21 protein-coding genes are annotated in these 23,682 nt (G+C 63.3%); 13 read left to right on the top strand and 8 right to left on the bottom strand.

What is annotated here, in order from left to right:
• Nucleotides 1-127: 127 nt before the first annotated feature.
• A complete protein-coding gene (locus tag LB558_RS02470) occupies nucleotides 128-1,351 on the bottom strand; it encodes a TadE/TadG family type IV pilus assembly protein (protein WP_224696047.1) in 1,224 nt (407 codons plus the stop codon).
• Nucleotides 1,352-1,651: 300 nt separating this feature from the next.
• On the opposite strand from LB558_RS02470, the gene LB558_RS02465 reads away from it, so the two are divergent.
• Nucleotides 1,652-2,476 (top strand): DUF2189 domain-containing protein, encoded by an 825-nt coding sequence (locus LB558_RS02465; protein WP_224696046.1) that lies wholly within the window; start codon nucleotides 1,652-1,654, stop codon nucleotides 2,474-2,476.
• An 11-nt stretch (nucleotides 2,477-2,487) separates the two neighbouring features.
• On the opposite strand, the gene LB558_RS02460 is transcribed toward LB558_RS02465, so the two are convergent.
• Both LB558_RS02460 and LB558_RS02455 read right to left on the bottom strand, forming a co-directional pair.
• The gene (locus tag LB558_RS02460; RefSeq protein WP_224696045.1) at nucleotides 2,488-3,120 is read right to left on the bottom strand and encodes a LysE family translocator; all 633 of its coding nucleotides are present in this window, start codon (nucleotides 3,118-3,120) and stop codon (nucleotides 2,488-2,490) included.
• 131 nt (nucleotides 3,121-3,251) lie between these two features.
• Nucleotides 3,252-5,237, bottom strand: coding sequence for a TadE/TadG family type IV pilus assembly protein (locus LB558_RS02455; RefSeq protein ID WP_224696044.1), 1,986 nt, complete (start codon nucleotides 5,235-5,237; stop codon nucleotides 3,252-3,254).
• A 230-nt stretch (nucleotides 5,238-5,467) separates the two neighbouring features.
• On the opposite strand from LB558_RS02455, the gene LB558_RS02450 reads away from it, so the two are divergent.
• Nucleotides 5,468-6,328, top strand: a complete 861-nt coding sequence (locus LB558_RS02450) for a TIGR01459 family HAD-type hydrolase (RefSeq protein ID WP_224696043.1) — start codon at nucleotides 5,468-5,470, stop codon at nucleotides 6,326-6,328.
• A gap of 6 nt (nucleotides 6,329-6,334) precedes the next feature.
• Nucleotides 6,335-7,315: a bifunctional riboflavin kinase/FAD synthetase gene (locus LB558_RS02445; RefSeq protein ID WP_224696222.1), complete on the top strand. Its 981-nt coding sequence runs from the start codon at nucleotides 6,335-6,337 to the stop codon at nucleotides 7,313-7,315.
• An 18-nt stretch (nucleotides 7,316-7,333) separates the two neighbouring features.
• Here LB558_RS02445 and LB558_RS02440 read toward each other — a convergent pair whose 3' ends face one another.
• Nucleotides 7,334-7,888, bottom strand: coding sequence for an HdeD family acid-resistance protein (locus LB558_RS02440; protein ID WP_127289022.1), 555 nt, complete (start codon nucleotides 7,886-7,888; stop codon nucleotides 7,334-7,336).
• 194 nt (nucleotides 7,889-8,082) lie between these two features.
• Here LB558_RS02440 and LB558_RS02435 point away from each other — a divergent pair, with 194 nt between their 5' ends.
• Nucleotides 8,083-8,889, top strand: a complete 807-nt coding sequence (locus LB558_RS02435; RefSeq protein ID WP_224696042.1) for a MipA/OmpV family protein — start codon at nucleotides 8,083-8,085, stop codon at nucleotides 8,887-8,889.
• Here the strand turns inward: LB558_RS02435 and LB558_RS02430 are convergent.
• A complete protein-coding gene (locus LB558_RS02430) occupies nucleotides 8,879-9,136 on the bottom strand; it encodes a hypothetical protein (protein WP_224696041.1) in 258 nt (85 codons plus the stop codon). The two genes, LB558_RS02435 and LB558_RS02430, sit on opposite strands and share 11 nt — an antisense overlap.
• Before the next feature lie 42 nt (nucleotides 9,137-9,178).
• Between LB558_RS02430 and ileS the strand changes: the two genes are divergently transcribed.
• Both ileS and LB558_RS02420 read left to right on the top strand, forming a co-directional pair.
• Nucleotides 9,179-12,142: an isoleucine--tRNA ligase gene (gene ileS, locus LB558_RS02425; RefSeq protein ID WP_224696040.1), complete on the top strand. Its 2,964-nt coding sequence runs from the start codon at nucleotides 9,179-9,181 to the stop codon at nucleotides 12,140-12,142.
• 197 nt (nucleotides 12,143-12,339) lie between these two features.
• Nucleotides 12,340-13,011 carry a hypothetical protein gene (locus LB558_RS02420; protein WP_224696039.1) on the top strand — a complete coding sequence of 224 codons (672 nt, stop codon included), beginning with the start codon at nucleotides 12,340-12,342 and terminating at the stop codon, nucleotides 13,009-13,011.
• A 36-nt stretch (nucleotides 13,012-13,047) separates the two neighbouring features.
• Here LB558_RS02420 and LB558_RS02415 read toward each other — a convergent pair whose 3' ends face one another.
• A complete protein-coding gene (locus tag LB558_RS02415; RefSeq protein WP_224696038.1) occupies nucleotides 13,048-13,497 on the bottom strand; it encodes a nucleoside deaminase in 450 nt (149 codons plus the stop codon).
• Between the two features lie 182 nt (nucleotides 13,498-13,679).
• Between LB558_RS02415 and LB558_RS02410 the strand changes: the two genes are divergently transcribed.
• The 5 genes from LB558_RS02410 (at nucleotide 13,680) to LB558_RS02390 (ending at nucleotide 20,076) form a co-directional block, all read left to right on the top strand.
• Nucleotides 13,680-15,794 (top strand): pseudouridine synthase, encoded by a 2,115-nt coding sequence (locus tag LB558_RS02410; protein WP_224696037.1) that lies wholly within the window; start codon nucleotides 13,680-13,682, stop codon nucleotides 15,792-15,794.
• Entirely contained in the window at nucleotides 15,791-16,345 is a 555-nt protein-coding gene (gene rsmD, locus LB558_RS02405) for a 16S rRNA (guanine(966)-N(2))-methyltransferase RsmD (RefSeq protein WP_127257966.1), read from the top strand. The genes LB558_RS02410 and rsmD overlap by 4 nt, the downstream gene beginning before the upstream one ends.
• 133 nt (nucleotides 16,346-16,478) lie before the next feature.
• Nucleotides 16,479-17,867: a M16 family metallopeptidase gene (locus LB558_RS02400; protein WP_224696036.1), complete on the top strand. Its 1,389-nt coding sequence runs from the start codon at nucleotides 16,479-16,481 to the stop codon at nucleotides 17,865-17,867.
• A gap of 2 nt (nucleotides 17,868-17,869) precedes the next feature.
• Nucleotides 17,870-19,210, top strand: a complete 1,341-nt coding sequence (locus LB558_RS02395) for a M16 family metallopeptidase (RefSeq protein ID WP_412033427.1) — start codon at nucleotides 17,870-17,872, stop codon at nucleotides 19,208-19,210.
• The gene (locus LB558_RS02390; RefSeq protein ID WP_224696034.1) at nucleotides 19,207-20,076 is read left to right on the top strand and encodes a patatin-like phospholipase family protein; all 870 of its coding nucleotides are present in this window, start codon (nucleotides 19,207-19,209) and stop codon (nucleotides 20,074-20,076) included. Before LB558_RS02395 ends, LB558_RS02390 begins: the two co-directional genes overlap by 4 nt.
• 41 nt (nucleotides 20,077-20,117) lie before the next feature.
• Here LB558_RS02390 and LB558_RS02385 read toward each other — a convergent pair whose 3' ends face one another.
• Nucleotides 20,118-20,660, bottom strand: coding sequence for a dihydrofolate reductase family protein (locus LB558_RS02385; protein WP_224696033.1), 543 nt, complete (start codon nucleotides 20,658-20,660; stop codon nucleotides 20,118-20,120).
• A 222-nt stretch (nucleotides 20,661-20,882) separates the two neighbouring features.
• On the opposite strand from LB558_RS02385, the gene LB558_RS02380 reads away from it, so the two are divergent.
• A complete protein-coding gene (locus tag LB558_RS02380; protein WP_224696032.1) occupies nucleotides 20,883-21,782 on the top strand; it encodes an HNH endonuclease in 900 nt (299 codons plus the stop codon).
• 69 nt (nucleotides 21,783-21,851) lie between these two features.
• Here the strand turns inward: LB558_RS02380 and efp are convergent, their stop codons facing one another.
• Nucleotides 21,852-22,421, bottom strand: coding sequence for an elongation factor P (gene efp / locus LB558_RS02375; RefSeq protein ID WP_027038615.1), 570 nt, complete (start codon nucleotides 22,419-22,421; stop codon nucleotides 21,852-21,854).
• Between the two features lie 138 nt (nucleotides 22,422-22,559).
• On the opposite strand from efp, the gene epmA reads away from it, so the two are divergent.
• Complete coding sequence (gene epmA, locus LB558_RS02370) at nucleotides 22,560-23,600, top strand: EF-P lysine aminoacylase EpmA (protein WP_224696031.1); 1,041 nt, start codon at nucleotides 22,560-22,562, stop codon at nucleotides 23,598-23,600.
• The last annotated feature ends 82 nt before the right edge of the window (nucleotides 23,601-23,682 follow it).

Here is a 23,682-nt window from a genome sequence, read left to right as displayed (position 1 = left end):
ACCAGGATGTGCCTTTGTGAGAGGCACTGATCTGCCGGAGTGCGGTCGCCGCACTCCGGCATTGTTAAACGCGACCGCCATTTTTTTCTCAACGCTACCGCTTGCGCCGCTTGACGTCAGTCGTTTCTCATTTCACCAGAGTGATCATCCGATCGGCATACATTGTGCGATTACCAAGCGCCGCCGCGCAGTCCGACTTGACGGACGAGTTTCCGGTCATCTGTATCGTATTGCCGACAAGCCTGAGACAGTCGCCTTGGGCGCTCATATCAGAGTTGCCGGCATAGGAAATGGGCGCGTCCGGCGCGTAGATGAAACCGCTGAGCACGGAATTTGCGCCGCCATTCAATGTCAGGGCAGACGTGTTGCCGTGACCCTGGAAAATGGTGATGCCAGCATAAGGGCCGCTGGTGGGCGGGGACAGGTTCACCTTCTCATTGGCATTTATGTACATCTGAGCGCTTTCCATGAGGAATATGGTCACGCCCTGGCCAGCCAGGCTGCCGTTCCCCCCTGGCTTTATGGTGGTGCCGCGCATGATGTAGACGCCCGGATTAAGCGTGATGTCCCCCGACAATGTCTTGTCGCAATAAGTGCCGGGCGACAGCGTGTAGGTTTTGCCGTTCGGGACAGGCAAACACAATGTGTAAGGCGGAGGAATGACGTCGGCCAATGGATCAAAGGACGCGTACCTATGTTCGTGCGGCGTTCCGCAGGCGAGACTAGCGCTGGGTGGCAACAGCCCGCTGGTGCCGCCGACGGTTGAGACACAGCCGGCTGAAACCAGTGCGGAGCCACCCCTGTTGACGGAATCGGACGCGTCCGAGTTCGCTGCGATCACGCAATTGTCCATCGAGACGTTGGTCGAGCCCTGCAGGTTCACGGCGGCGGACGCATGCGGATCGAGCGCCAGCACGCAGGCCTGCGCGCCAGGTTTTATCTTGACCGAGGCCGAGCGATAGGCCTGCCAGGGGGCCGAGGCGCTGATGAAGCTTGGGCGGCTTATGCTGGACGACAGCGAGATAAAGTAGGCGCTTGGGCTGCCGCTTGCCGTTGCCGCGAAAGCGGAGACGCTGCCCAGATATTCCTGCTGGTCGGCCACGCTCATATTGGCGGCGAAGAATTGCAGCCCTAGCTGCTGGACATCGCCGGCCGCCATACCGGAAGAGAACTTCGTGCCGATGGCTAGCCCCGCCGCGTCCAGCGAGTTCTGTAGTTGCGATGCGTCATGACTCGTGCCGATCAGATCAACGGCGCCGGCCAAACCAATCATTATCGGCAGCATCGCGATGGCGGTGGTTATGGCAAAGTTGCCGCGCTCCGAAGACCAGAAGCCTTTCAATGCGAACATAGTCCCCCGCCGAACTTCGTAAAGCTCAGGTGATACGCCAAGGATCACTACGAGTAATTTAAGTAAATGCTAAAATACGTAAATGCTAAAATGCGGCACAATGTTTGGCCAAAACGAAGACTGCCAAGGCACGGCTATATGAGAGGCCATACGGAGAGTTGAGCGCAGCGAGGAGCTGGTCCCCAGGCCATTGACGCAGCGACAATCCCCGCCAACTCTGCTATCATGCCTTTCGTTCTTGAAGTGGCAGCTCTGGCGGCCATCCTGGCGGTGACCGCCCCGACACACGGGAGGAAGGTTATGGCCGGCTTTCATGTCATGGCGGACGCACGTGGGATGCATGTGCAGCCAACGGTGCGCCGCATCACCACGTCGGACCTTTGGGATGCGCTGCGCCTCGGCTTCGAGGATTTCTGGGCAAAACCATCGCACTATGTGTTCCTGTGCCTGATCTATCCCATCGTCGGCCTGATCCTGACGCAGTGGACGTCCGGCGCCAATGCCATCCAGCTCATCTATCCCCTGATGTCGGGTTTCGCGCTGGTCGGGCCATTTGCAGCGCTCGGCCTTTACGAGATCAGCCGCAGGCGCGAGCTCGGCATGAACACCTCCTGGCGGCACGCGTTTGACGTGCGGCACTCGTCCGCGGTTCCGTCGATCGCCGTCATCGGCATCATGCTGGTGGCGCTGTTCCTGTTGTGGCTCTACACCGCGCAATCGATCTACACTGGCCTGTTCGGCGACCAGCCGCCGGCCTCGATCGGTGGCTTCATCCGCGACGTGCTGACCACCAGCAAGGGCTGGACGCTGATCCTTGCCGGCAATGCCGCGGGCTTTGTCTTCGCCGTAATCGTGCTGGCCACCACCGTGGTTGCCTTCCCACTGCTGCTCGACCGTGATGTCGGCGCCGTTTCGGCCATCGAGACCTCGGCACGGGCGGTGATGGCCAACCCGCTGCAGATGGCGCTGTGGGGCTTGCTGGTCGCCGTGCTTCTGGTGATCGGCTCGATCCCGCTGTTTGCCGGGCTCGCCGTGGTCATGCCGGTGCTCGGCCATGCCACCTGGCATCTCTACCGCAAGGTGGTCGAGCCGGAGCGGGCGCAGCAGATCCGGCGGCCGATGTAAGGTCTGCGCTCTCAGCGCTGCGCGTCGGTCGCCATCTTCAGCGCCAGTGCCGCCAGCACCGTGCCCATCATCCAGCGCTGGATAACCAGCCACAGTGGCCGCCCGGCCAGAAAGGTGGCGATCGAACCGGCGGTCACCGCGATGACGGCATTGACGCTGAGGCTGATCGTGATCTGTGTGGCGCCCAGCACCAGAAGCTGCGACAGGACATGGCCCTTGCCGGGGCTGATGAACTGCGGCAACAGCGACAGGTAGAGCACGGCCACCTTCGGATTGAGCAGATTGGTCATCAGGCCCATGGCGAAAAGCTTGCGCGGCCGGTCCCTCGGCAATTCGCGCACTTCGAACGGCGAGCGTCCGCCCGGCTTCACCGCCTGCCAGGCCAGCCACAGGAGATAGAGCACGCCGGCAAAGCGCAGCGCGTCATAGGCGTAGGGCACGGCGAGCAGCAGCGCGGTGATGCCGAATGCCGCCGCCAGCACATAGAAGACAAAGCCGAGTGCCACGCCGCCAAGCGAGATGAGCCCCGCCTTCGGCCCCTGCGACAGGGAACGCGAGATCAAATAGATCATGTTGGGGCCAGGCGTCAGCACCATGCCGAGGCAGACCAGCGCGAAGGCGAGATGATTGGCTGTTTCGGGCATCTGTTCTTCCCCAGCGCGCCGCGAATGGATGCACGATCCGGCAGGCGGCCAACATGTGCCTGTCCCTGCAGGCGCGCACAAGTGCATGGCGGCGCCAGCCGTTGTTCCAGCTAGCCGCCGATGTCTACGGATCAGCCGACGATGCGCAGGTTCGACAATTCGTTGCCGATTTCCTTGAAATCGTTCGACAAGCTGGCGCCGGTGGCGTTCCAGAACAGTTTTGCCGGCTTGCTCGCGTCCGTCGGATCCTTGCGGAAGCGCGAGTTCGACGAGCAGGATTTCAGCGCCTCGATCGCCTGCTGATCGGCGGTTTTGGTCGTGGACAGGTCGAGCGCCACCGTCATCACCATGATGTTGGCTGCCTTGGCGTTGTTGCAAAGCGTCGCCATCTGCTCGTTGAGCGCGTTGGTGTAATTGCCGTTCGAATAATCGAATTGGCCAATGGTGCTCGATGTGCCCATGAACAGGCGGCCCACCGACGTGCCGTTGTAGCCGGGTTTGAGATAGCCGTAGGACGCATAGGTCGACTTCGAATCGGCGGGGTCGGAATAGCCGAGCGAGGAAGGCGTGTAGTAGGTGTTGGCGCCGTCGGTCAGCACGATGACGACCTTGTCGTTGCCTCTCTCGGTTTCCGGGCGGCCTTGCGTGAACGGCTCGCCGCTCGAAACCACCCGCCAGCCCCAGGCCATGCCTTCTGGAACATTGGTGCCGCCATCGGGCTTCATCAGGTCGATCGCGGCCTTGATCGCGGTAAGCCCAGTCGCAACGCTGACATCGGTCAGCGGCGTGATCGGGTTGGTGGAGCAGCTGTAGTTCGGCCCGTTGCCGGCGGCCAGCGCCGGCGCATTGATCGGTCGCGGCTGGAAATATTTGGCCATGTTGCGCAGCCGGGATTGGCCGGTGCTGCTCGTCGGGTCGTCATTCCACCAGCTGTTGATAGCGCCATAGGCCGTCGGCGCGGCCTCATCCGGATCCTGAGTGATCTTCCAATGGTTGCCGGGTTCGTCGGGGGCGAACATCGGCACGAACATCGTCGCCGGATCGCCAACCCCTATGCCGGTGTTCGCAGAGCCGCCGGAAGGCGCCGCGTCGTTGATATTGTAGGGATAGGGCCTGGCCTCGACGCAACCCTGCCAACTGGCGAACGGGCCATACGAATCGATGTAGTCGTATTCGTCGTGGTCGCGTTTGCAGGTGTTGTTCGAGTTGTATTCGTCGCACACCACGCGCTTGCTGTTGACGACACGCTCATGGTTGGTGACGACCTTCATGTCGCGGTAGAGCGAAAACCGGGTCAGCATCTGGCCTTCATCGGTACCCCATCCGGTGCCGCGCTTGTACCAGATGCCGTTGGTCTGCTGGGCGTATTTGTCGGCTGCGCTCAGCGTCGACCAGTCGAAATTCTCGTTCGATACCGGCGACAGTCCTTCGGTGTCCATCCAGGACGCGTTACCGTTGCCGGGTCCGACATTGACCGAGGCGGCAAACGGCACGAGGCCGAACTGCACCGGCCTGTCGACCTGCTTGATCATCGCCGCCTGCTGGGCCAGCGTGTCGACCAGCTGTTTGGCCGCGGTCTTGAGAAGGTCGATGCGCGTTTGCCCCGAGCCCGTTCCGGTCTTGGTCATCGACCCGGAATTGTCGAGCACCAGGGCGACTTCAAGAGTATTCTTCAGCCGCACTTCCGAGGTGACGTTGAAGCTGATCCTCTGGTTGGCGTCGGTTTCGGATTTGCCGACGAGCTGGCCGAAGACCGGATAGAAATAGGGCTTGTAGTCAAGCCGCGCGCTCATCTTGAGCAAGCCGCCCCCTGTGGTATTGCTTGGCAGGGTGACGGTGAGCGTCGTGCTGGCGGGGTTGATCTTGTTGAGGTTGGCATTGAAGAAGTCGAGCGCATAGGCCCTCAACTGGTCGTCGGTAGCACCCTCCGTCAGCCGGCGCGCCGTGGCGAAGTTCGCGGCATCGAGCGCATTCGAAACCGCCTGTTTTTCGCGGCTCATCTCGGTGAAGTCGACGGCCATCGCCAGGGCGCCCATGAGCGGAACCATCGCGACGACAGTCATAAGTGCATAGTTGCCGCGTTGGTCGCGGCAGAACTGACGCCAAAGTCCATGCATGTCTTGCAGCGGCCCCCGCCGGCGGATTCTCGATCGATGCCAGCTTTCCACAAAACGCTGAAGGCCGCGTTTGGGAAATCGCTCCATTGCCGGGGCAGCGCTTCACCAACTGCTAACCAATCGTGCCTGGCGAAAGCTGATGACAGGCCGGGGCGGTTCGGCTAATCCGAACCGGCTGCGGCGAACCGTCGGTCGCAGCGATCGCAACGATCATGATTGAAGGAAACGGCATGGCGGATTCGCCTGAAATCATCGGCTCGCTCGAGGACGTGTCGAAGGCCTATTTGGCAATCCTGTGCGACGTCTGGGGCGTGGTGCACAATGGCGAAACGCACTTCCCGGCGGCGGCCTCGGCATTGGCAAGGGCTCGAGAGGCGAAAATCCCCGTCGTCCTGATCACCAATTCGCCGCGCAGAAGTGCCGATGTCGTGGCGCAGATGAACGCAATCGGTGTTCCACCGTCAGCCTATGACCGGGTGGTTACCTCAGGCGACGTGACCCGGGATCTGATCGCCGAAGGGCCGCGCCAGATTTTCCATATCGGCGCCGACCGCGACTTCACCCTCTATGAAGGTCTCGACGTCGAGCTTGTCGAGGAGTTCGAGGCGTCCGGCGTCGTCTGCACCGGCCTGTTCGACGACGAGGTCGAGAAGCCCGAGGATTACACGGAGCTCCTGCGGCGGCTGCGCGCCCGGAACCTGCCTTTCATCTGCGCAAATCCCGACGTCGTGGTCGAGCGTGGCGAACGCATCATCTGGTGTGCCGGCGCGCTGGCGCGTGACTATGCCCAGCTCGGCGGCCGCACATTGATCGCTGGAAAACCTTACGCGCCGATCTACGATCTCGCGATGAAGGAGGTTGCCGAGATTCTTGGCCGGCCGGTCGAGCGCGGCCAGGTGCTGGCCATCGGCGACGGCATGATGACCGATGTGAAGGGCGCCGCCGACAATGGCTTCGATGTTCTCTATGTCTCCGGCGGTATCCATGCCCGCGACTATGGCGATGCCCTGCAACCGGATCCGGCAAGATTGGCGGCGTTCCTGGAAAAGCATGGCTATGGTCCGGTGGCCGTCATTCCCAGGCTTCGGTAGGTGACGATGGCAGCCTTCCAGCGCATCCTGGCAACCGCGCCGCTTCCCGCCGACCTGCGCGGCGGCGTGGTGGCGATCGGCAATTTCGATGGCGTCCATCGCGGCCATCAGGCCGTGCTTGAGCGCGCCTCGGCCGAGGCCGGACGGCGCGGCGCACCCGCCCTTGTGCTGACATTCGAACCGCATCCGCGCAAGATCTTCAGGCCTGATATCCCGTTGTTCGTGCTGACGCCGCCGCCGATGAAGGCGCGGCTCCTGTCGCTGCTGGGCTTTGCCGCGCTGGTCGAGCAGCCGTTCACGCGCGATTTCGCCTCGCTGTCGGCGGAAGCGTTCGTGACGGATGTGCTGGAGAGGAATCTTGGCATTACCCATGCCGTGACCGGGTTCGATTTCCATTTCGGCAAGGATCGTCAAGGCGGTCCGGCCTACCTGATGGCGGCGGGCGAGCGTCACGGCTTCGGCGTCACGCTCGTCGACGCCTTCCGGGACGAGGGCGCCGAGGTGGTGTCGTCCAGCCGCATCCGCGGATTGCTGGGCGAGGGCGAAGTGGCTGAAGCCGCCGGTCTGCTCGGCTACCGCTTCACCGTCGAAAGCGAGGTGGTCGGTGGACAGAAGCTCGGCCGCACCCTTGGCTTTCCAACCGCGAATATGAGGCTTTCAGCTGAAGCCGCACTCAAGGAGGGCATCTATGCCGTCCGCTTCCGCCGCGCCGACGGCACGCTTCACGACGGCGTCGCCAGCTTCGGCCGTCGCCCGACCGTCGATGACAATGGCGCGCCGCTGCTGGAAACCTTTGTTTTCGACTTCTCCGGTGACCTCTATGGCGAGGTCTGTCAGGTTTCCTTCTTCGGTTTCCTGCGCCCGGAGGTGAAGTTCGATGGGCTGGACGCGCTGGTCGCGCAGATGAAGCGCGATGAGGCCGAGGCACGCGCGCTGCTTGCCGGCGTCAAGCCGCTCTCAGACCTCGACGCGGCCATGGCTTTCTGAGCCCAGGCGTGATCCCGGCTACTTTTTCAGCGCCAGGCCGACGGCGACGAAGGTCCAGCCCTGGAAGATCAGATCGATCGCAAGGAACAGACCGAGCACCCACAGGCTGTTGACCGGCCAGCCCATGGCGATGATCAGGCCGGCAAGCGCGCTGATGACACCGGCAGCGACGATCCAGCCCCAGCCCCGTTCCGGCCGATGGCTGTAGCCGACCCAGGCCCTGAGCACCCCTGACGCGACCAGCGCGATCGCCAGCAGGAACGTCAGCACCGCCGAGGCAAGCAACGGATTGCCGAAGGCGAAGAAGCCGGCAACGGCGTACAGCAGTCCGCTGAGCAGCCAGTAGAAGAAGCGGCTCCAAGTCTTGACGCCGAACGCATGCACGATCTCGATGATGCCCGCCATCAGCATCAGCCATCCCACGACGTAGACGGAAGCCACTGTGGCGACGAACAGATTGGCAAAGGCAATGCCGCCGAAGATGAGCAGCAGCACACCGAGCGCGACAAACCATCCCCATTTTGTCCGTGTCTGTTCGATCGCGATTTTCAAGGCGTCGCCATGCAGGGTCATTGTCGCGGTCTCCATCGAGGGCTGCGGAATACTGCGGATGGAAGGTAATCCGGGCGCGGGCCAACGTCCAGTCGATGACCGGCAGCCGGATTGCGGCAAAGCGCGAGCGTATGTCTCGGGTTTAAATCAAATTTTACCAAACGACCGTCAAAGCTGTCATCGGTAATCATATGCGTTGTGTTAGTGGAGTGGCCATGAGTCCGGTCGGTAGAATCTCTCTGGTGTTGGCCGCCGCGATGCTGGGTGGGGCGGGTGCCGCCAATGCGGGCGAGGGCAATTGGCTGTCCGGCGACTGGTATCTGACCGTTGGCGCCACCGGCATGGTGGCGCCGAATTTCGAGGGCGGCAAGAAGTACCTGCTCAGCGCCTCGCCGATCATTTCGTTGGGCAAGGCTGGACCGGCGGCCCGCTTTGTCTCGCGCAACGACAACATTTCGCTGGCGCTGGTCGATGATGGCGGTGTCCGCGCCGGCCTGACCGGCAAGTTCCTGTTTTCCCGTGACGATGACAACGCCGATGAGCTGAAGGGCCTCGATCCGGTGCGCTGGGGCGGCGAAGTCGGCGGCTTCTTCGAATTTTATCCAACGGACTGGCTGCGCGCCCGCGCCGAGCTGCGCCACGGCATTCGCGCTCACAACGGCTTTGTCGCCGACATTGCCGCCGACGCCTTCTACGATGTGACGCCAACCGTCAGGATTTCGGGAGGACCGCGTGTTTCCTTCGCCTCGGGCAACTATTTCGACGCCTATTATGGCGTCAACGCGCAGGAAGCCGTGGCCTCGGGCTTGAGCGAATACCATCCCGGTGGCGGGCTGAAATCGACCGGCATCGGCGGCGCCATAACCTGGAAGGTGACCGAGCCGATGACCGCCAGCCTGTTTGGCGAATATTCGCGCCTGATGGGACCGGCGGCCGATTCCAGCCTGGTCAAGGAGCGTGGCGACCGCAACCAGTTCACGGTCGGCGTCTCGACCACCTACCGCTTCGATTTCACGATGTAGGTGAATCGAACGAGAGACGCTTTATTCCTGCGTCTATCTCCGCTAAAAGCCCACCAATGATGAGCTTTTCGCGCCTTCGCGTGCTGACGATACGAATTACCGGCCCGGTGTTCCGGGCGGCCTGAGGGTCGCCGGAGCCGCCGGGAATTCTGCGCGCGGCCTCTCGCGCTTTTTCCAGATCATCAGGCATGTCGCCCAAAAGTGGCCCCGGTTTTGGGAAAACGACATGCGCAAAAGTATAGTTCAACGCCCGAGCTCTTTGCCGCCGGGCAATGCACATGGCAGACCAATGACCGATACAACTGAAACGATCGACTATTCCAAGACGCTTTACCTGCCGCAGACGGATTTCCCGATGCGCGCCGGTTTGCCCGAGAAAGAGCCGCTGCTGGTCAAGCGCTGGCAGGACATGGATCTCTACCGAAAGCTGCGCGAGAGTGCTGCCGGCCGCACGAAATATGTGCTGCATGACGGCCCGCCCTACGCCAACGGCAACATCCATATCGGCCATGCACTGAACAAGATCCTCAAGGACGTCATCACCCGCTCCTTCCAGATGCGCGGTTACGACTCGAACTATGTGCCCGGCTGGGACTGTCACGGCCTGCCGATCGAATGGAAGATCGAGGAGCAGTACCGCGCCAAGGGCAAGAACAAGGACGAGGTGCCGGTCAACGAATTCCGCAAGGAATGCCGTGAGTTCGCCGCGGGTTGGATCACGGTGCAGGGCGCCGAGTTCCAGCGCCTCGGCGTCATCGGCGACTTCAAGAATCCCTATACGACGATGGCTTTCCATGCCGAGTCGCGCATCGCCGGCGAGTTGTTGAAGTTCGCCATGTCGGGTCAGCTCTATCGCGGCTCCAAGCCGGTGATGTGGAGCGTGGTCGAGCGCACGGCGCTGGCCGAGGCCGAGATCGAGTACCACGACTATGAGAGCGACACGATCTGGGTGAAGTTTCCGGTCGCCAGCCTGGTGCGTCCCATCGACGATGGCGAGACCAAGCTGACGGAGGGCGCGCTCGATCTGCTCCAGGCTCACGTCGTCATCTGGACGACGACGCCGTGGACGATCCCCGGCAACCGCGCTGTCAACTATTCGCCGCGTATCAACTATGGGCTCTATGAGGTCACGGCAGCCGAGAACGCATTCGGCCCCCAGCCGGGTGAAAAACTGATCTTTGCCGACGCACTGGCCGAAGATGCCTCGGCCAAGGCCAAGGTCACCTTGAATCGTCTTCGCAGCGTTTCGGCGCAAGAGCTTGGAAGCCTTACGCTTTCACATCCGTTCAAGGGCCTGGGCGGCGGCTACGAATTTGCCGTTCCGATGCTCGCCGGCGACCATGTCACCGACGATGCCGGCACCGGCTTCGTCCACACCGCGCCCGGTCACGGCCGCGAGGACTTTGACGCCTGGATGGACGCGGCGGTGGATCTGCGCGCACGCGGCATCGATCCCGCCATCCCGTTCACCGTCGACGATGGCGGCTTCTTCACCAAGGATGCGCCGGGTTTCGGCCCCGACCGCGAGGGTAGGCCGGCGCGCGTCATCGACGACAACGGCAAGAAGGGCAACGCCAACCAGGCCGTCATCGACGAGCTGATCAAGCGCGACGCACTGTTCGCGCGTGGCCGGCTGAAGCACAGCTATCCTCACTCCTGGCGCTCCAAAAAACCGATCATCTTCCGCAACACGCCGCAATGGTTCGTCTATATGGACAAGGATCTCGGCGATGGCTCGACGTTGCGCAGCCGGGCGCTCAAGGCCATCGACGAAACCCGTTTCGTGCCCGCCGCCGGCCAGAACCGCATCCGCGCCATGATCGAGGAGCGCCCGGACTGGGTGCTGTCGCGTCAGCGCGCCTGGGGCGTGCCGATCGCCGTCTTCGCCGATGCCGACGGTAATGTGCTGAAGGACGAAGCGGTCAACCAGCGGATCATGGACGCCTTCGAGCAGGAGGGCGCCGACGCCTGGTTCGCCGCTGGCGCCAAGGAGCGTTTCCTCGGCAATCACGATGGCTCGAAATGGAAGCAGGTGATGGACATCCTCGACGTCTGGTTCGATTCGGGCTCGACGCATGTCTTCACGCTGGAGGATCGCCCTGACCTGAAATGGCCGGCCGACGTCTATCTCGAAGGCTCCGACCAGCATCGCGGCTGGTTCCATTCCTCGCTGCTGGAAAGCTGCGGCACCAGGGGCAGGGCACCCTACGATACTGTCGTCACCCATGGTTTCACCATGGATGAGGATGGCCGCAAGATGTCGAAGTCGCTCGGCAACACCGTGGTGCCGCAGGACGTCATCAAGCAGTCGGGCGCCGACATCCTGCGTCTGTGGGTGGTAACGACGGACTACTGGGAGGACCAGCGGCTCGGCAAGAACGTGCTGCAGACCAACATCGACGCCTACCGCAAGCTGCGCAACACCATCCGCTGGATGCTGGGCACGCTCGCCCATGACGATGGCGAAGAGGTGCCGCTGGAGAAGATGCCGGAGCTGGAGCGGCTGATGCTGCACCGGCTCTCCGAACTCGATGAGGTCGTGCGCTCGGGCTACGACGCCTTTGAATTCAAGCGCATCACCCGCATGCTGCTCGATTTCATGGTGGTCGAGCTGTCGGCGTTCTATTTCGACATCCGCAAGGACGCGCTCTATTGCGACGCGCCGTCGAGCCTGAAGCGCAAGGCTTCGGTGCAAGTGGTGCGCCATCTCTTCGATTGCCTGGTGAAATGGCTGGCGCCGATGCTGCCCTTCACCATGGAGGAAGCCTGGCTCGATCGTCATTCCGAGGCCGTCTCGGTGCATCTCGACCAGTTCCCGCAAATCCCGGCGGACTGGAAGAACGAGGCGCTGGCGGAAAAGTGGCGCCAGGTGCGGCAGGTGCGGCGCGTCGTCACCGGCGCGCTGGAGATCGCGCGTGCCCAGAAGGTGATCGGGTCGTCGCTGGAAGCGGTGCCGGTCGTCACAATCAACGACGCAGCGCTGGAAGCGGCGATTTCAGATGTCGATATGGCCGAGATGGCGATCACCAGCGATCTGGTCATCGCTCATGGGCAACCACCTGCGGGTGCTTTCACACTTGACGACGTCAGGGGTGTCGCCGTGGTGGTCGAGAAGGCTTGGGATCGCGGCCTGGTGAAATGCGCACGCTCCTGGCGTTACACCGCCGATGTCGGTCAGGATCCGGAATTCCCGGACGTTTCGGCTAGGGATGCGGCGGTGCTGCATGAATTGAAGGCGCTTGGCCGGCTTTGACGGCCGGATCGGTGCACAAATGCCGCGCCGGGCGGGCGAAACCGCCCGCGCGTTGCCCTTAACGAGTGGTTGAGGTAAACACGCGAAACTCCGGAAGACAAATTGTCGCCGGATTTCCGTCGCAAGTGCTTGGACGATGGGGACCGGCCATAAGGCCGGCGGCAATCGAGAGGCTGTCTAGAGTGGGACTTTTTGGCATGACCGAGAGATATAATGCGCGCCTGGCGCTGCTGGCGCCGCTTGTCGCGTCGGGCCTCGCTTTGTCCGGCTGCATGGGCTCTCCGACCTACGGCACCGACAAGACCGCCGGCGAACAGCTGGCCGGCGACATTTCGGGCGCCTTTTCATTCGCGCCGAAGCGCAAGGAACAGATCGACTACAAGCCGCGTCCGACGCTTGTGAAGCCTGCGCCAGGCCAGAAGGAAGCGCTGCCGGCCCCGCAGGACAGCATCGAGACGGCGAGCGCCGAATGGCCCGAATCGCCCGAGCAGCGCCGCGCCCGCTTGCGGGCCGACGCCACTGCCCATCAGAACGACCCGGCCTATCAGTCTGAGATCGTCGACGACGTGCAGACGGACCCGGCTTCGGTGAAGAAGGCGATGGCGGAGTCAGGCTCGAGCCACCCGCCGGCATGGACACCGGCCGATTCCGACAAGGGCCGTGCCGCCGAGATCCAGCGCCGCCTCGCCGACAGCAAGCAGGGCGATCCGAACACCCGCAAATATCTGAGCGAGCCTCCAGTGCAGTATCGTGCCGCAGCCGGCACCGCACCGCAGAACGAGCTTGGCGAGGACGAATACAAGAAGGAACGCCGCCTCAAGAAAGAGGCGGAAGGCAAGAAGGGCAGCGGCTGGTTCGATTGGCTGTGAAAACGCCGAATTGCGTCGCCGGGCGTTGCGCCCGGTTCAGCCGCGCCGCTCCCGAAAAAAATCTTTGAGCAGCAGGGCTGCTTCGGTCTCGCCCATGCCCGGATAGATGTCGGGTACGTGGTGGCAGGTAGGCGAGGCGAAAAAACGTACGCCATTGACCACAGCGCCACCCTTGTCGTCGGCGGCGCCGAAATAAAGCCGGCGCAGCCGGGCGAAGGAAATCGCGCCGGCGCACATGGCGCACGGCTCCAGCGTCACATAGAGATCATGCCCGGTCAGCCGCTCGGCCGACAGTTTGCGGCAAGCTTCGCGGATGACCAGCATCTCGGCATGCGCCGTCGGGTCGGCAAGTTCGCGTGTGCGGTTGCCGGCGCTGGCGACAACACCAGCGCCATTGGCGATGACGGCGCCGACCGGCACTTCGCCTCGCAAAGCGGCAGCTTCGGCCTCCTTCAGCGCCAGCGCCATGAAATCGGGCCGCTTCACGCGATTTCCACTCCGATTATCTCCTCGCCACCTGACGGCGATCCTGTTATTGAGCGCAGGACCTCGAAAATCGGGACTCGGTTTTCGAAAATGATCATGCGCCACATCAAAAGTGCTACAGCGTTCGTTGCGCGCCCGAAAGGATGCGCCACGCTGTAGCAGCGCAAACGGATAAAGGCCACATGGACGACAACGACAAGAAATTCCGACCCAGGAACGGTCCGGCCAAGAGTGGGCCGAAAGCCGCGGGACCGCGCAGCCGTGATGGCGCCGCGGGCAAGGGCGGCAAGCCGTCCTTTGGCGCCAAGAAGCCTTACGCACCGCGTGGCGATCGGCCGATGGCTGCCGATGGCGAGCGGCCGAAGCGCGATTTCAAGGGCGGCGACAAGCCTTTCAGCAAAGGCCCGCGACCCGAAGGCAAGCCTTTTGAGAAGCGCGAGGGGCCGCGCAAGCCCTACGCACCGCGCGGCGACCGCCCGGTGGCCGCTGAGGGCGAGCGCAAGCCCTATGAGAAGCGTGAAGGCCCACGCAAGCCCTATGCGCCACGTGGCGACCGGCCAATGGCGGCCGAAGGCGAGCGCAAGCCCTATGAGAAGCGCGAAGGCCCACGCAAGCCCTACGCACCGCGCGGCGACCGCCCGGTGGCCGCTGAAGGCGAACGCAAACCGTATGAGAAGCGCGAAGGGCCGCGCAAACCCTATGCACCGCGGGGCGATCGGCCGGCTGCGGCGGCAGCGGGCGGCGAAAAGCGTTTCGACCGTCCTAAGCGTGATTTCAGTGACCGCGCGCCGCGCGACGCCGGCGATCGACCGAAGCGTGACTTCGCCGACCGCCCCAAGCGTGACTTCAGCGATCGCCCGAAGCGGGATTTCAATGATCGGCCGCAAGGCGCGTCAGGCGGCAGCATCAAGCCACGCCCGCGTCCCGCCGAGGCTGCGGAAGAGGCAGGCGAGCGCATCGCCAAGCGGCTGGCCCGCGCCGGCCTGGCCTCGCGCCGCGATGCCGAGGAGCTGATCGCTGCCGGCCGCGTCAAGGTCAATGGCCGCGCCCTGACTTCACCCGCCTTCAACGTGATGCCTGATGACATCATCCATCTCGACGGCATGGAAATCCCGCCGATCGAGCGCACCCGGCTGTTCCTGTTCCACAAGCCGGCCGGCGTCGTCACCACCAACCGCGATCCCGAGGGCCGCAAGACCGTCTTCGACGTGCTGCCGGCTGAATTGCCACGGCTGATGACCATCGGCCGGCTCGACATCAACACCGAAGGCCTGCTGCTGCTCACCAATGATGGCGGCCTGTCGCGCGTGCTCGAACTGCCGGCCACCGGCTGGCTGCGCCGCTACCGCGTGCGCGTCCACGGCAAGGTCGAGGAAAGCGCGCTTGCGGGCCTGCGTGAGGGCATTGCCGTCGACGGCGTGTTTTACGGTGCCATCGAAGCGACGCTCGACCGCGAGCAAGGCACCAATGCCTGGCTGACGATCGGCCTGCGCGAGGGCAAGAACCGCGAAGTCAGGAACATCCTGGGTTCGCTCGGCCTCGACGTGACGCGGCTGATCCGTATCTCTTATGGGCCGTTCCAGCTCGATGACCTCGCCGAGGGCCATGTGCTGGAGATCAAGGGCAGGGTGTTGCGGGATCAGCTTGGCGAGCGCCTGGTCGAGGAATCCGGCGCCAATTTCGACGCCGAGGTCACCAAACCGTTTTCCAACAAGCCGGTGCGGCGTACCGAAGTTCGCGAGCCCGAGCCCGAACGACCAAAGTTCACCCGTGACGGCGAGCGCCGTCCGATCGGCGAGGGCGGGTTGATCAAAAACCGCAAGCGCCGCGAAGGCAGCCGCGACGAGGCTCTGGGCAAGCTGTCGACAAGTCCCGACAGAAGCGCGGAGAAGAGCTTTGGCGAACGCGGCCCGCGTCCCGAACGCAGCTTTGGCGACAAGCCCCGTGGCAATTTTGGCGACAAACCGCGCGGTGGCTTCGGTGACAAGCCGCGCGGCAGTTTCGGCGGCAAGCCCGGCGGCAAGAAGTCCGAGCGCGAGCAGCGGCCGATCGAGCCGCCCGGCCAGCGCAAGGCCAATGTCTGGATGGCGCCGGGCGCACGGCCGATCGGCAAGGGCAGGGCGGAAGCCGACGCAGCCAAGGCGGCTGACGCCAAGGCGCGCAAGGCATCGTTCAAGCCGACCTATGGCAAACCTGCCGGTGCAAAACCATTCGGCAAGCCGCGCGGCGAGCGTCCGGGTGGGGCGGGCGGCGGTGAGCGTCCGCGCAGTGGTCCCCGAGGCCCCAAAGCGAGATGAGAATCGTCGGCGGTGAGTTTCGTGGGCGTCCGTTGGCGACGCCGCGCTCGAGCGCCATTCGTCCGACGACCGATCGCACCCGCGAGGCGGTCTTCAATGTGCTGGCGCATCGCTTCGCCGAGCAGTTGGACGGCGCACGCGTGCTCGACCTGTTCGCCGGCACCGGTGCGCTGGGGCTCGAAGCGCTATCGCGCGGTGCCTCCTACGGCGTCTTCATCGAGGAATCGGCCGAAGGCCGTGGCCTGATCCGCGACAATGTCGAGGCTTTCGGGCTGACCGGCCGCACCAAGATATTCCGCCGCGACGCCACGGGCCTCGGCGAGGCTGGCACGCTGGCGCCGTTCGGCCTCGTCTTTGCCGACCCTCCCTATGGCAAGGGCCTTGGCGAGCGCGCCCTGCAGTCGGCGAAAGCAGGCGGCTGGCTTCGCCCCGGCGCGCTGTGCGTGGTCGAGGAGGCGGCGGTGGCACCCTTCGAGCCTGGTCCCGGATTTTCGGTGCTGGACGAGCGCAACTATGGCGAGACCGTTATCCGCTTTGTCGAGGCGGTCTGATAACCTGCATCCTTGGCCGGGCATCCATGGGCCGGCCTCTTTGCCGCCGCCTTTGCCGGCAACATGACCAACAATTCACTTTGCTTGTCGCCAGCACCTTGCCTATCGTCCGCCAAGAAAACCGGAGCCATCGATGACATTTCAGGCCGAATGGCTGCGGGGGACGCTGTTGGCGACCTCTTTGGCTTTTGCGATAACCGGTCCGGTGCTGGCCGAGAGCCCGGTCTTGCCCAACACGGTTCCGGCCGAGTTCAAGGTCACGGATTTCCTGCTCGACAACGGCATGGAGGTGGTCGTCATTCCCGACCACCGTGCGCCGATCGTCACCCACATGGTTTGGTACAAGATCGGCAGCGCCGACGAGCCGCCCGGCAAATCGGGCATCGCGCATTTCTTCGAGCATCTGATGTTCAAGGCGACGACCCACCATGCGGCGGGCGAGTTCGACCGCGCCATCTCCGACATCGGCGGCTCCAACAACGCCTTCACCTCCTACGACTACACCGCCTTCCACGAGACGGTGGCGCCGTCGGCACTCGAACTGATGATGAGCTTCGAGGCCGACCGCATGCGCAACCTCATCCTCACCGACGATGTCATCAAGACCGAGCGCGATGTCATCCTCGAGGAGCGCCGCTCGCGCATCGACAACAATCCGCAAGCCGTGCTGGACGAGGAAGTCGACGCCACGCTGTGGCAGAACCAGCCCTATCGCATTCCGGTCATCGGCTGGATGCAGGAGATGCAGCAACTCAACCGCACCGACGCCACCGCCTTCTACGACAAATACTACCGGCCCAACAATGCGGTGCTGATCGTCGCCGGCGATGTCGAGCCGGATACGGTACGGGCATTGGCCGAAAAGACCTATGGCAAGGTGGCGCGCGGCCCCGATCTGCCGCCCCGCATCCGCCCGGTCGAGCCGGAGCAGAACACCAAGCGCACGGTCACGCTCTCCGACGCCCGCGTCAGCGTGCCGAGCTTTTCCACACAATGGGTGGTGCCGTCCTATCATTCGGGCAAGCCGGGCGAGGCGGAAGCGCTCGACCTCTTGGCGGAGATCCTCGGTGGCGGCAATCGCAGCCGGCTCTACCAGGCGCTCGTCGTCCAGCAAGGTATCGCATCCAGCGCCGGTGCCTTTTTCCAGGGCACCATGCTCGACGACACCAACTTCACCGTCTACGGCGCGCCGCGCGGCGATGCCAAGATTTCCGACGTCGAAGCGGCGGTCGATGCCGAGGTGGTGCGCATCGTCAAGGATGGTGTCACGCCATCGGAACTGGAAAAGGCCAAGGATCGCTATGTCAGGTCGATGATCTTTGCCCGCGACAAGCAGGATTCCATGGCCAACATCTACGGCTCGACGCTGACCACCGGCGGCAATGTGCAGGACGTCCAGCAATGGACGGACCGCATCCGCAAGGTCACGGCAGACGAGGTCAAGGCCGTCGCCGCGCGCTATCTGGTGCTCGCCCGGTCGACCACCGGCTATCTCTTGCCGCAGCAACAGGCGGGGAATTGATGATGAAGAGCACGAACGCGGTACGCGCACCCCTTGCCACCCTTGTCCTCTCCGTCCTCTTCCTCATCCTGCCGGCACTCACCGCGCGGGCCATGGACATCCAGTCCGTCACTTCGCCAAAGGGCATCACCGCCTGGCTCGTCGAAGACTATTCCGTGCCGGTCGTCGCCATCCGTTTTGTCTTCGGCGGCGGCTCGACGCAGGATCCGCCGGGCAAGGAGGGCCTGGCCAACCTGATGACCGGCCTGTTCGATGAAGGCGCCGGCCCGCTCGACAGTGAAGACTTCCAGATCAAGCTCGACGATGCCGGCGCCGAGATGAGCTTCGATGAGAGCCGCGACGGCATCTACGGCTCCATGCGCATGCTGGCCGAGCAGCGTGACCAGGCATTCGACCTGTTGCGGCTGGCGGTCAACGAGCCGCGCTTCGACCAGCTGCCGATCGACCGCATCCGCTCCCAGATCCTGTCCGGCATCATCGCCGGCGAGAACGATCCCGACACGGTGGCGCAGAACAAATGGGCGCGCGCCCTCTATGGCGATCATCCCTATTCCCGCTCCGACCAGGGCACCAAGGAAAGCATCGCCGCCATCACGCCCGATGATCTCAAAGCATTGCACAAAGCGGTGTTCGCCCGCGGCGGCCTGCGTGTCGCCGTCGTCGGCGCCATCGACGCGGAGACGCTGAAGAAGAAGCTCGACATGGTGTTCGGCGACCTGCCGCAAAACCAGGCGCTGAGGCCGGTGGCCGATATCGACCCGAAGCTGGCGCAGCACATCGAGGTCGACTACGACCTGCCGCAGACCTCGCTGCAGCTCGCTTTTCCCGGCGTGAAGCGCAAGGCGGCGGATTTCTTTCCCGCCGTGCTGATGAACGAGATCCTCGGCGGCGGCACCTTCACCTCGCGCCTGTTCCAGGAGGTGCGCGAGAAGCGCGGGCTGGCCTACAGCGTCAACTCCTCGCTGATCAACCAGGACCACGCCAGCGCGCTGATCGTCAGCACCGGAACCCGCTCGGACCGTGCGGCCGAGACGCTGGGCATCGTGCGCGACGTGGTCAAGCGACTGGCCGAGGAAGGCCCGACCGAAGCGGAACTGGCGGCGACCAAGAAATACATGATCGGCGCCTACGCCATCAACAATCTGGACTCGTCCAGCGCCATCGCCGCGACATTGGTCGAACTGCAGCTCGACGATCTCGGCATCGACTACATGCAGCGCCGCGCCGGCTACATCAGCGCGGTGACGCTCGACCAGGTCAAGGCGGCGGCGAAAAAGCTGCTGACCGCCGAGCCGACCATCATGGTGATCGGGCCGAAACTGGCCGGAGCCGGCAAGGGATGAGCCCCACCTTCGGCATCGCCTTCGGCGGCGGCGGCGCGCGCGGGCTGGCGCATATCCATGTCATCGAGGCGCTGGACGAGCTGGGCATCAAGCCCGTGGCCATAGCCGGCTCGTCGATCGGCGCCATCATGGGCGCCGGCATGGCATCGGGCATGACCGGCAAGGACATAAACGACTATGCCCGCTCGATCCTCGGCCGCCGCGCCGAGGTGGCGAGCCGCATGTGGCGGGCGCGGCCGGGCACCATCGCCGAAGCCATGCAGAACGGCATCCGCGTCAGCCAGTTCAACGTCGAGCGGATCCTGAAGGCCTTTTTGCCCGAGGCCATTCCCGAAACCTTCGCCGAGCTGAAAATCCCGCTCAAGGTGACGGCGACCGACTATTTCGGCCACGCGCTCGCCGTCTTCGAGGATGGTGACCTGCATTCCGCGCTGGCAGCGTCAGCGGCTATTCCAGCCGTGTTCCGGCCGGTGATGCGCGACGGCAGGCTGCTGATCGACGGCGGCATCTACAACCCCGTGCCGTTTGACCTGATCGAAAACGATGCCGACATCATCATCGGCGTCGACGTGGTCGGCGCGCCTGAAGAGGCTGACCGCAAGCAGCCGACCTCCGTCGACCTGATGTTCGGCGCCACGCAATTGATGATGCAGTCGATCATCGCCAACAAGCTGAAGCAATGCCGCCCCGACATCCTGGTCCGCCCGGCAGTGTCGAGATACCGCGTCCTCGATTTCCTGAAGATCGAGGCGCTGATGAACGAGACGGTGGATATCAAGGACGAGCTGAAGCGGCAGGTGGCGAAGGTGGTGGAGGCGCGGAATAGCGCCGCCATCAGGGGGAGGCGGGGCAAGCAGGTCGGGTGAGGATGCATCTTCCCCATTCGATCTGAAAGGCTCCAACCGATTTACGACTTTGCCACCACCGGCGCATACTCCAGCGCCACAACGCCGTTGCTGAACGGCGTGGCCGAAATCAATTCGAGCGGCAGCGGCTCGCCGGCTGGGAACAGCGGCTTGCCCCGGCCGACGGTGCCTGGATAGCTGAGCAGCCTGACGCGGTCGACCAGGCCATTGCGCAGCAATTCCTGCGCGACGCTCAGGCTGCCATGCACATAGATGTTGCCCCCGCTCCCTTGCTTCAGCGTCTTGACCGCTTCCGGCAGGGATCCCTTCAGCAATTCAGCCGGCTTCCAGTCGAGCGCCTTCAGGCTGCTCGAAGCGACATATTTCGGCAGCGCGTTGAACCGCTGGGCAAAATCTCCGGTTTCCTTGGGCCATGAGCCGGCAAAGATCTCATAGGTCGTGCGCCCCAAAAGCATGGCGCCGCTGTCGGCAAGCTCATCCTCCTTGAATCTGTTCATCTCGTCGTTCCAGGTCACGCTAGGCAGCTTCTCGACCTCGGCGATGCCGTCGACGCTGATGAATTCGGTGACGATAAGTTTTCTCATGGCGCTCTCCTTCTTCGCTCAAAGGACGAACTGCGCAGGCCCATTGCGACACGCTTCATGAAATATATCGCTGCGCTTCGTTGCAGGGTGGAGCTTTCAGCGCGAGCCTGCGAAAGATCGATACCATGGGGAAGTGACACCGGCCTGGACTAAACCCCAAAGTTCGGATTTTGATGCCACATCTGAAGAAGTTATTCCCAACAACGCATTGCAGGAAGATCCATGGGATTCGGGGTTTTCATTCATCGCTCGGATTCGCGATACAACGACCGCCCCGCAGAGCAATACCAGTTTCCTCGCCCGTATCTGCGCCGCGTTGAAGCGTGTGTCGGCAAGTGGATCATTTACTACGAGCCAAGCAAGGTAAACGATACGCGGGGCTATTACGCTGTAGCGAAAGTCCAGCAGATCATTCCCGATCCTGTGACATCAGACATGTACCTCGCTCTGATTGAGCCCGGAACCTACCTCGATTTCGTCAATCCTGTGCCATTTAGCGGATCTGATGGTCTCGTCGAGCGAGGCCTGCTCAACGATGAGGGACGGATTTCCGGCCGTGCCCAATCTGCCGTCCGCGCCCTTAGCTCAAGTGACTTCAACCGCATCATCGATCTGGGCCTGGACACGAATGAGTTGTTGCTGCCGCGCGTTGATCAGGTCGGCATATCTGCCGGCTTTCAGGATGAACAGGCGCCATTCGAATTCGAGCAGAGTCGTGATCGCGTAAGCTATATCGGATCGCGAATCGTGCGGGACCGCATTTTCCGTCGCGTCGTCTTACGCGCCTATGACGAACGCTGCGCGATCACAGGTCTCAAGCTGATAAATGGCGGCGGCCGGGCAGAGGTTTCTGCCGCACATATTCGACCGGTTGAAGCGAACGGGCCGGATGTCATCAACAATGGGATCGCACTGTCCGGTACCGCGCATTGGATGTTCGATCGCGGGTTGATCAGCCTATCGGACGATTTGGAAATCCTGATCTCGAGACAGGTCAATGACTTCGACAGCGTGCATGGCTTCATAAACAAGACGCGCCGCGCGCTTCCGCCCCGCCGACAGCTCGAACACCCGCATCCTCATTTCTTGCAATGGCACCGCGAGCACTGTTTCAAGCAATAAAGCGGTGTCTCGAAGCTGCCCCTGTTTATGGAAAGGCTTTGCTTGCAGGCCTTTGGTGGGGAAGCCCCCTCAGTCCTTAGCCCGCTCCACATATGCCCCATCGGCGGTCATCACCACCACGCGGGTGCCCGGCGCAATGTGCGGCGGCACCAGGGTGCGCACGCCGTTGGACAGCACGGCCGGCTTGTAGGACGACGAGGCCGTTTGTCCCTTGGTCGTGGGCTCGGTTTCCACCACTTCGAAGGTGGCGCGCTGCGGCAGCACAAGGGAAATAGCGATGCCGTTGAACTGCGACACCTGCACGGCCATGCCTTCCAGCAGGTAAGGCGCCATGTCGCCGACCACGGCTTCCGACACCGCGACCTGGTCGTAGCTTTCCGGGTTCATGAAATGAAAGCCTTCGCCGTCGCGATAGAGGAACGTGTGCTCGCGCTCTTCCACATAGGCGCGCTCCACCTGCTCGGTGGTGCGGTAGCGCTCCGAAACCTTCACCCCGTCGCCGATGCGGCGCATGTCGAGCTGCGTTACCGGCGTGCCCTTGCCTGGGTGGATGTTTTCGGCAAAGAGGATCACATAAAGCTTGCCGTCCTTGTCGACGACATTGCCTTTGCGGAGCGAACTGGCGATGACTTTCACCACGGTTTTAAATCCTGCAAGAAGAGTTGACTGGCGTTTGCCGGCTTGTTCGGCGCTGGATGGGGGCCTACCGCATCTTGGCCGCCGCCGCCAGCCCCCTGTGCGAACTGACTTGTCCGCAATCTGGTCCGCAATCCGGTCATGACCGAAGCTTCGCCCTGGTGGACGCCGCATGTCCATGCCGACCGCCGCCCCCGGCTGATGCTGCGCAACGGCATCGCCGCCAGCCTGCGCGACTGGTTCGCCAGCCATGATTTCGTCGAGGTGGAAACGGCGGCCCTGCAGGTCTCGCCCGGCAACGAGGCGCATCTGGCGGCTTTCGCCACCGAAGCGGTCGGGCCGGACGGCGCGCGATCGCCGCTCTATCTCCACACCTCGCCGGAATTCGCCTGCAAGAAGCTGCTTGCCGCCGGTGAAGTCAGGATTTTCAGCTTCGGTCCGGTCTATCGCAACCGCGAGCGCGGCCCCTTGCACCATCCCGAATTCACCATGCTCGAATGGTATCGGGTGGGCGAGGCCTATGAGAGCCTGATGCTGGATTGCGCCGCCTTTCTGGCGCTGACCGCGAGAAGGGCAGGGGCGACGCGCTTTTCCTTTCGGGGCCGCGACTGCGATCCGTTCGCCGAGCCCGAACGGCTGACGGTGGCGGACGCTTTCACCCACTATTCCGGCATCGATCTGCTGGCCACGGTCGCCGCCGACGGCAGCACCGACCGCGATGCGCTGCACGCCGCCTTGACCCATGCTGGCCTGCGCACCGCGCCCGACGACAGCTGGGCCGATCTGTTCAGCCGGGTGATGGTGGAAAAGATCGAGCCATTCCTCGGGCAGGGCCGCGCGACCATCCTGTGCGAATATCCTGTGGCCGAGGCGGCACTGGCCCGGCCGAGTCCGAATGACCCACGCGTGGCGGACCGCTTCGAGCTCTATTGCTGCGGGGTCGAACTCGCCAACGGCTTTGGCGAACTGACCGATGCCGACGAGCAGCGCCGGCGCTTCACCATCGAGATGGACGAGAAACAGCGCATCTATGGCGAGCGCTATCCGCTGGACGAGGATTTTCTTGCCGCCCTCGCCATCATGCCGCCGGCCAGCGGCATCGCACTCGGCTTCGACCGGCTGGTCATGCTGGCCACCGGAGCGCAGAAGATCGAGGACGTGATCTGGACGCCGGTCGCCTGACGCGCGGGAAGATCTGGCCCATTCGATTTCAGCGATGAAGGCTGGACCCTGACCCCGAACCAAGAGACCACATGATCGGTAC

The organism is Mesorhizobium sp. CO1-1-8 (genome assembly GCF_020164875.1).
Taxonomy (GTDB): Bacteria; Pseudomonadota; Alphaproteobacteria; order Rhizobiales; family Rhizobiaceae; genus Mesorhizobium.
The sequence above is the reverse complement of the archived record's forward strand: the minus strand, read 5'-3'. Positions and strand labels throughout refer to the sequence as shown.

Excerpts from the sequence above, each read along its gene's own strand:
- LB558_RS02470 (WP_224696047.1), bottom strand. The coding sequence starts at position 1,351 with ATGTTCGCATTGAAAGGCTTCTGGTCTTCGGAGCGCGGCAACTTTGCC.
- LB558_RS02465 (WP_224696046.1), top strand. The coding sequence starts at position 1,652 with ATGGCCGGCTTTCATGTCATGGCGGACGCACGTGGGATGCATGTGCAG.
- LB558_RS02460 (WP_224696045.1), bottom strand. The coding sequence starts at position 3,120 with ATGCCCGAAACAGCCAATCATCTCGCCTTCGCGCTGGTCTGCCTCGGC.
- LB558_RS02455 (WP_224696044.1), bottom strand. The coding sequence starts at position 5,237 with ATGCATGGACTTTGGCGTCAGTTCTGCCGCGACCAACGCGGCAACTAT.
- LB558_RS02450 (WP_224696043.1), top strand. The coding sequence starts at position 5,468 with ATGGCGGATTCGCCTGAAATCATCGGCTCGCTCGAGGACGTGTCGAAG.
- LB558_RS02445 (WP_224696222.1), top strand. The coding sequence starts at position 6,335 with ATGGCAGCCTTCCAGCGCATCCTGGCAACCGCGCCGCTTCCCGCCGAC.
- LB558_RS02440 (WP_127289022.1), bottom strand. The coding sequence starts at position 7,888 with ATGACCCTGCATGGCGACGCCTTGAAAATCGCGATCGAACAGACACGG.
- LB558_RS02435 (WP_224696042.1), top strand. The coding sequence starts at position 8,083 with ATGAGTCCGGTCGGTAGAATCTCTCTGGTGTTGGCCGCCGCGATGCTG.
- ileS (WP_224696040.1), top strand. The coding sequence starts at position 9,179 with ATGACCGATACAACTGAAACGATCGACTATTCCAAGACGCTTTACCTG.
- LB558_RS02420 (WP_224696039.1), top strand. The coding sequence starts at position 12,340 with ATGACCGAGAGATATAATGCGCGCCTGGCGCTGCTGGCGCCGCTTGTC.
- LB558_RS02410 (WP_224696037.1), top strand. The coding sequence starts at position 13,680 with ATGGACGACAACGACAAGAAATTCCGACCCAGGAACGGTCCGGCCAAG.
- rsmD (WP_127257966.1), top strand. The coding sequence starts at position 15,791 with ATGAGAATCGTCGGCGGTGAGTTTCGTGGGCGTCCGTTGGCGACGCCG.
- LB558_RS02400 (WP_224696036.1), top strand. The coding sequence starts at position 16,479 with ATGACATTTCAGGCCGAATGGCTGCGGGGGACGCTGTTGGCGACCTCT.
- LB558_RS02395 (WP_412033427.1), top strand. The coding sequence starts at position 17,870 with ATGAAGAGCACGAACGCGGTACGCGCACCCCTTGCCACCCTTGTCCTC.
- LB558_RS02390 (WP_224696034.1), top strand. The coding sequence starts at position 19,207 with ATGAGCCCCACCTTCGGCATCGCCTTCGGCGGCGGCGGCGCGCGCGGG.
- LB558_RS02385 (WP_224696033.1), bottom strand. The coding sequence starts at position 20,660 with ATGAGAAAACTTATCGTCACCGAATTCATCAGCGTCGACGGCATCGCC.
- LB558_RS02380 (WP_224696032.1), top strand. The coding sequence starts at position 20,883 with ATGGGATTCGGGGTTTTCATTCATCGCTCGGATTCGCGATACAACGAC.
- epmA (WP_224696031.1), top strand. The coding sequence starts at position 22,560 with ATGACCGAAGCTTCGCCCTGGTGGACGCCGCATGTCCATGCCGACCGC.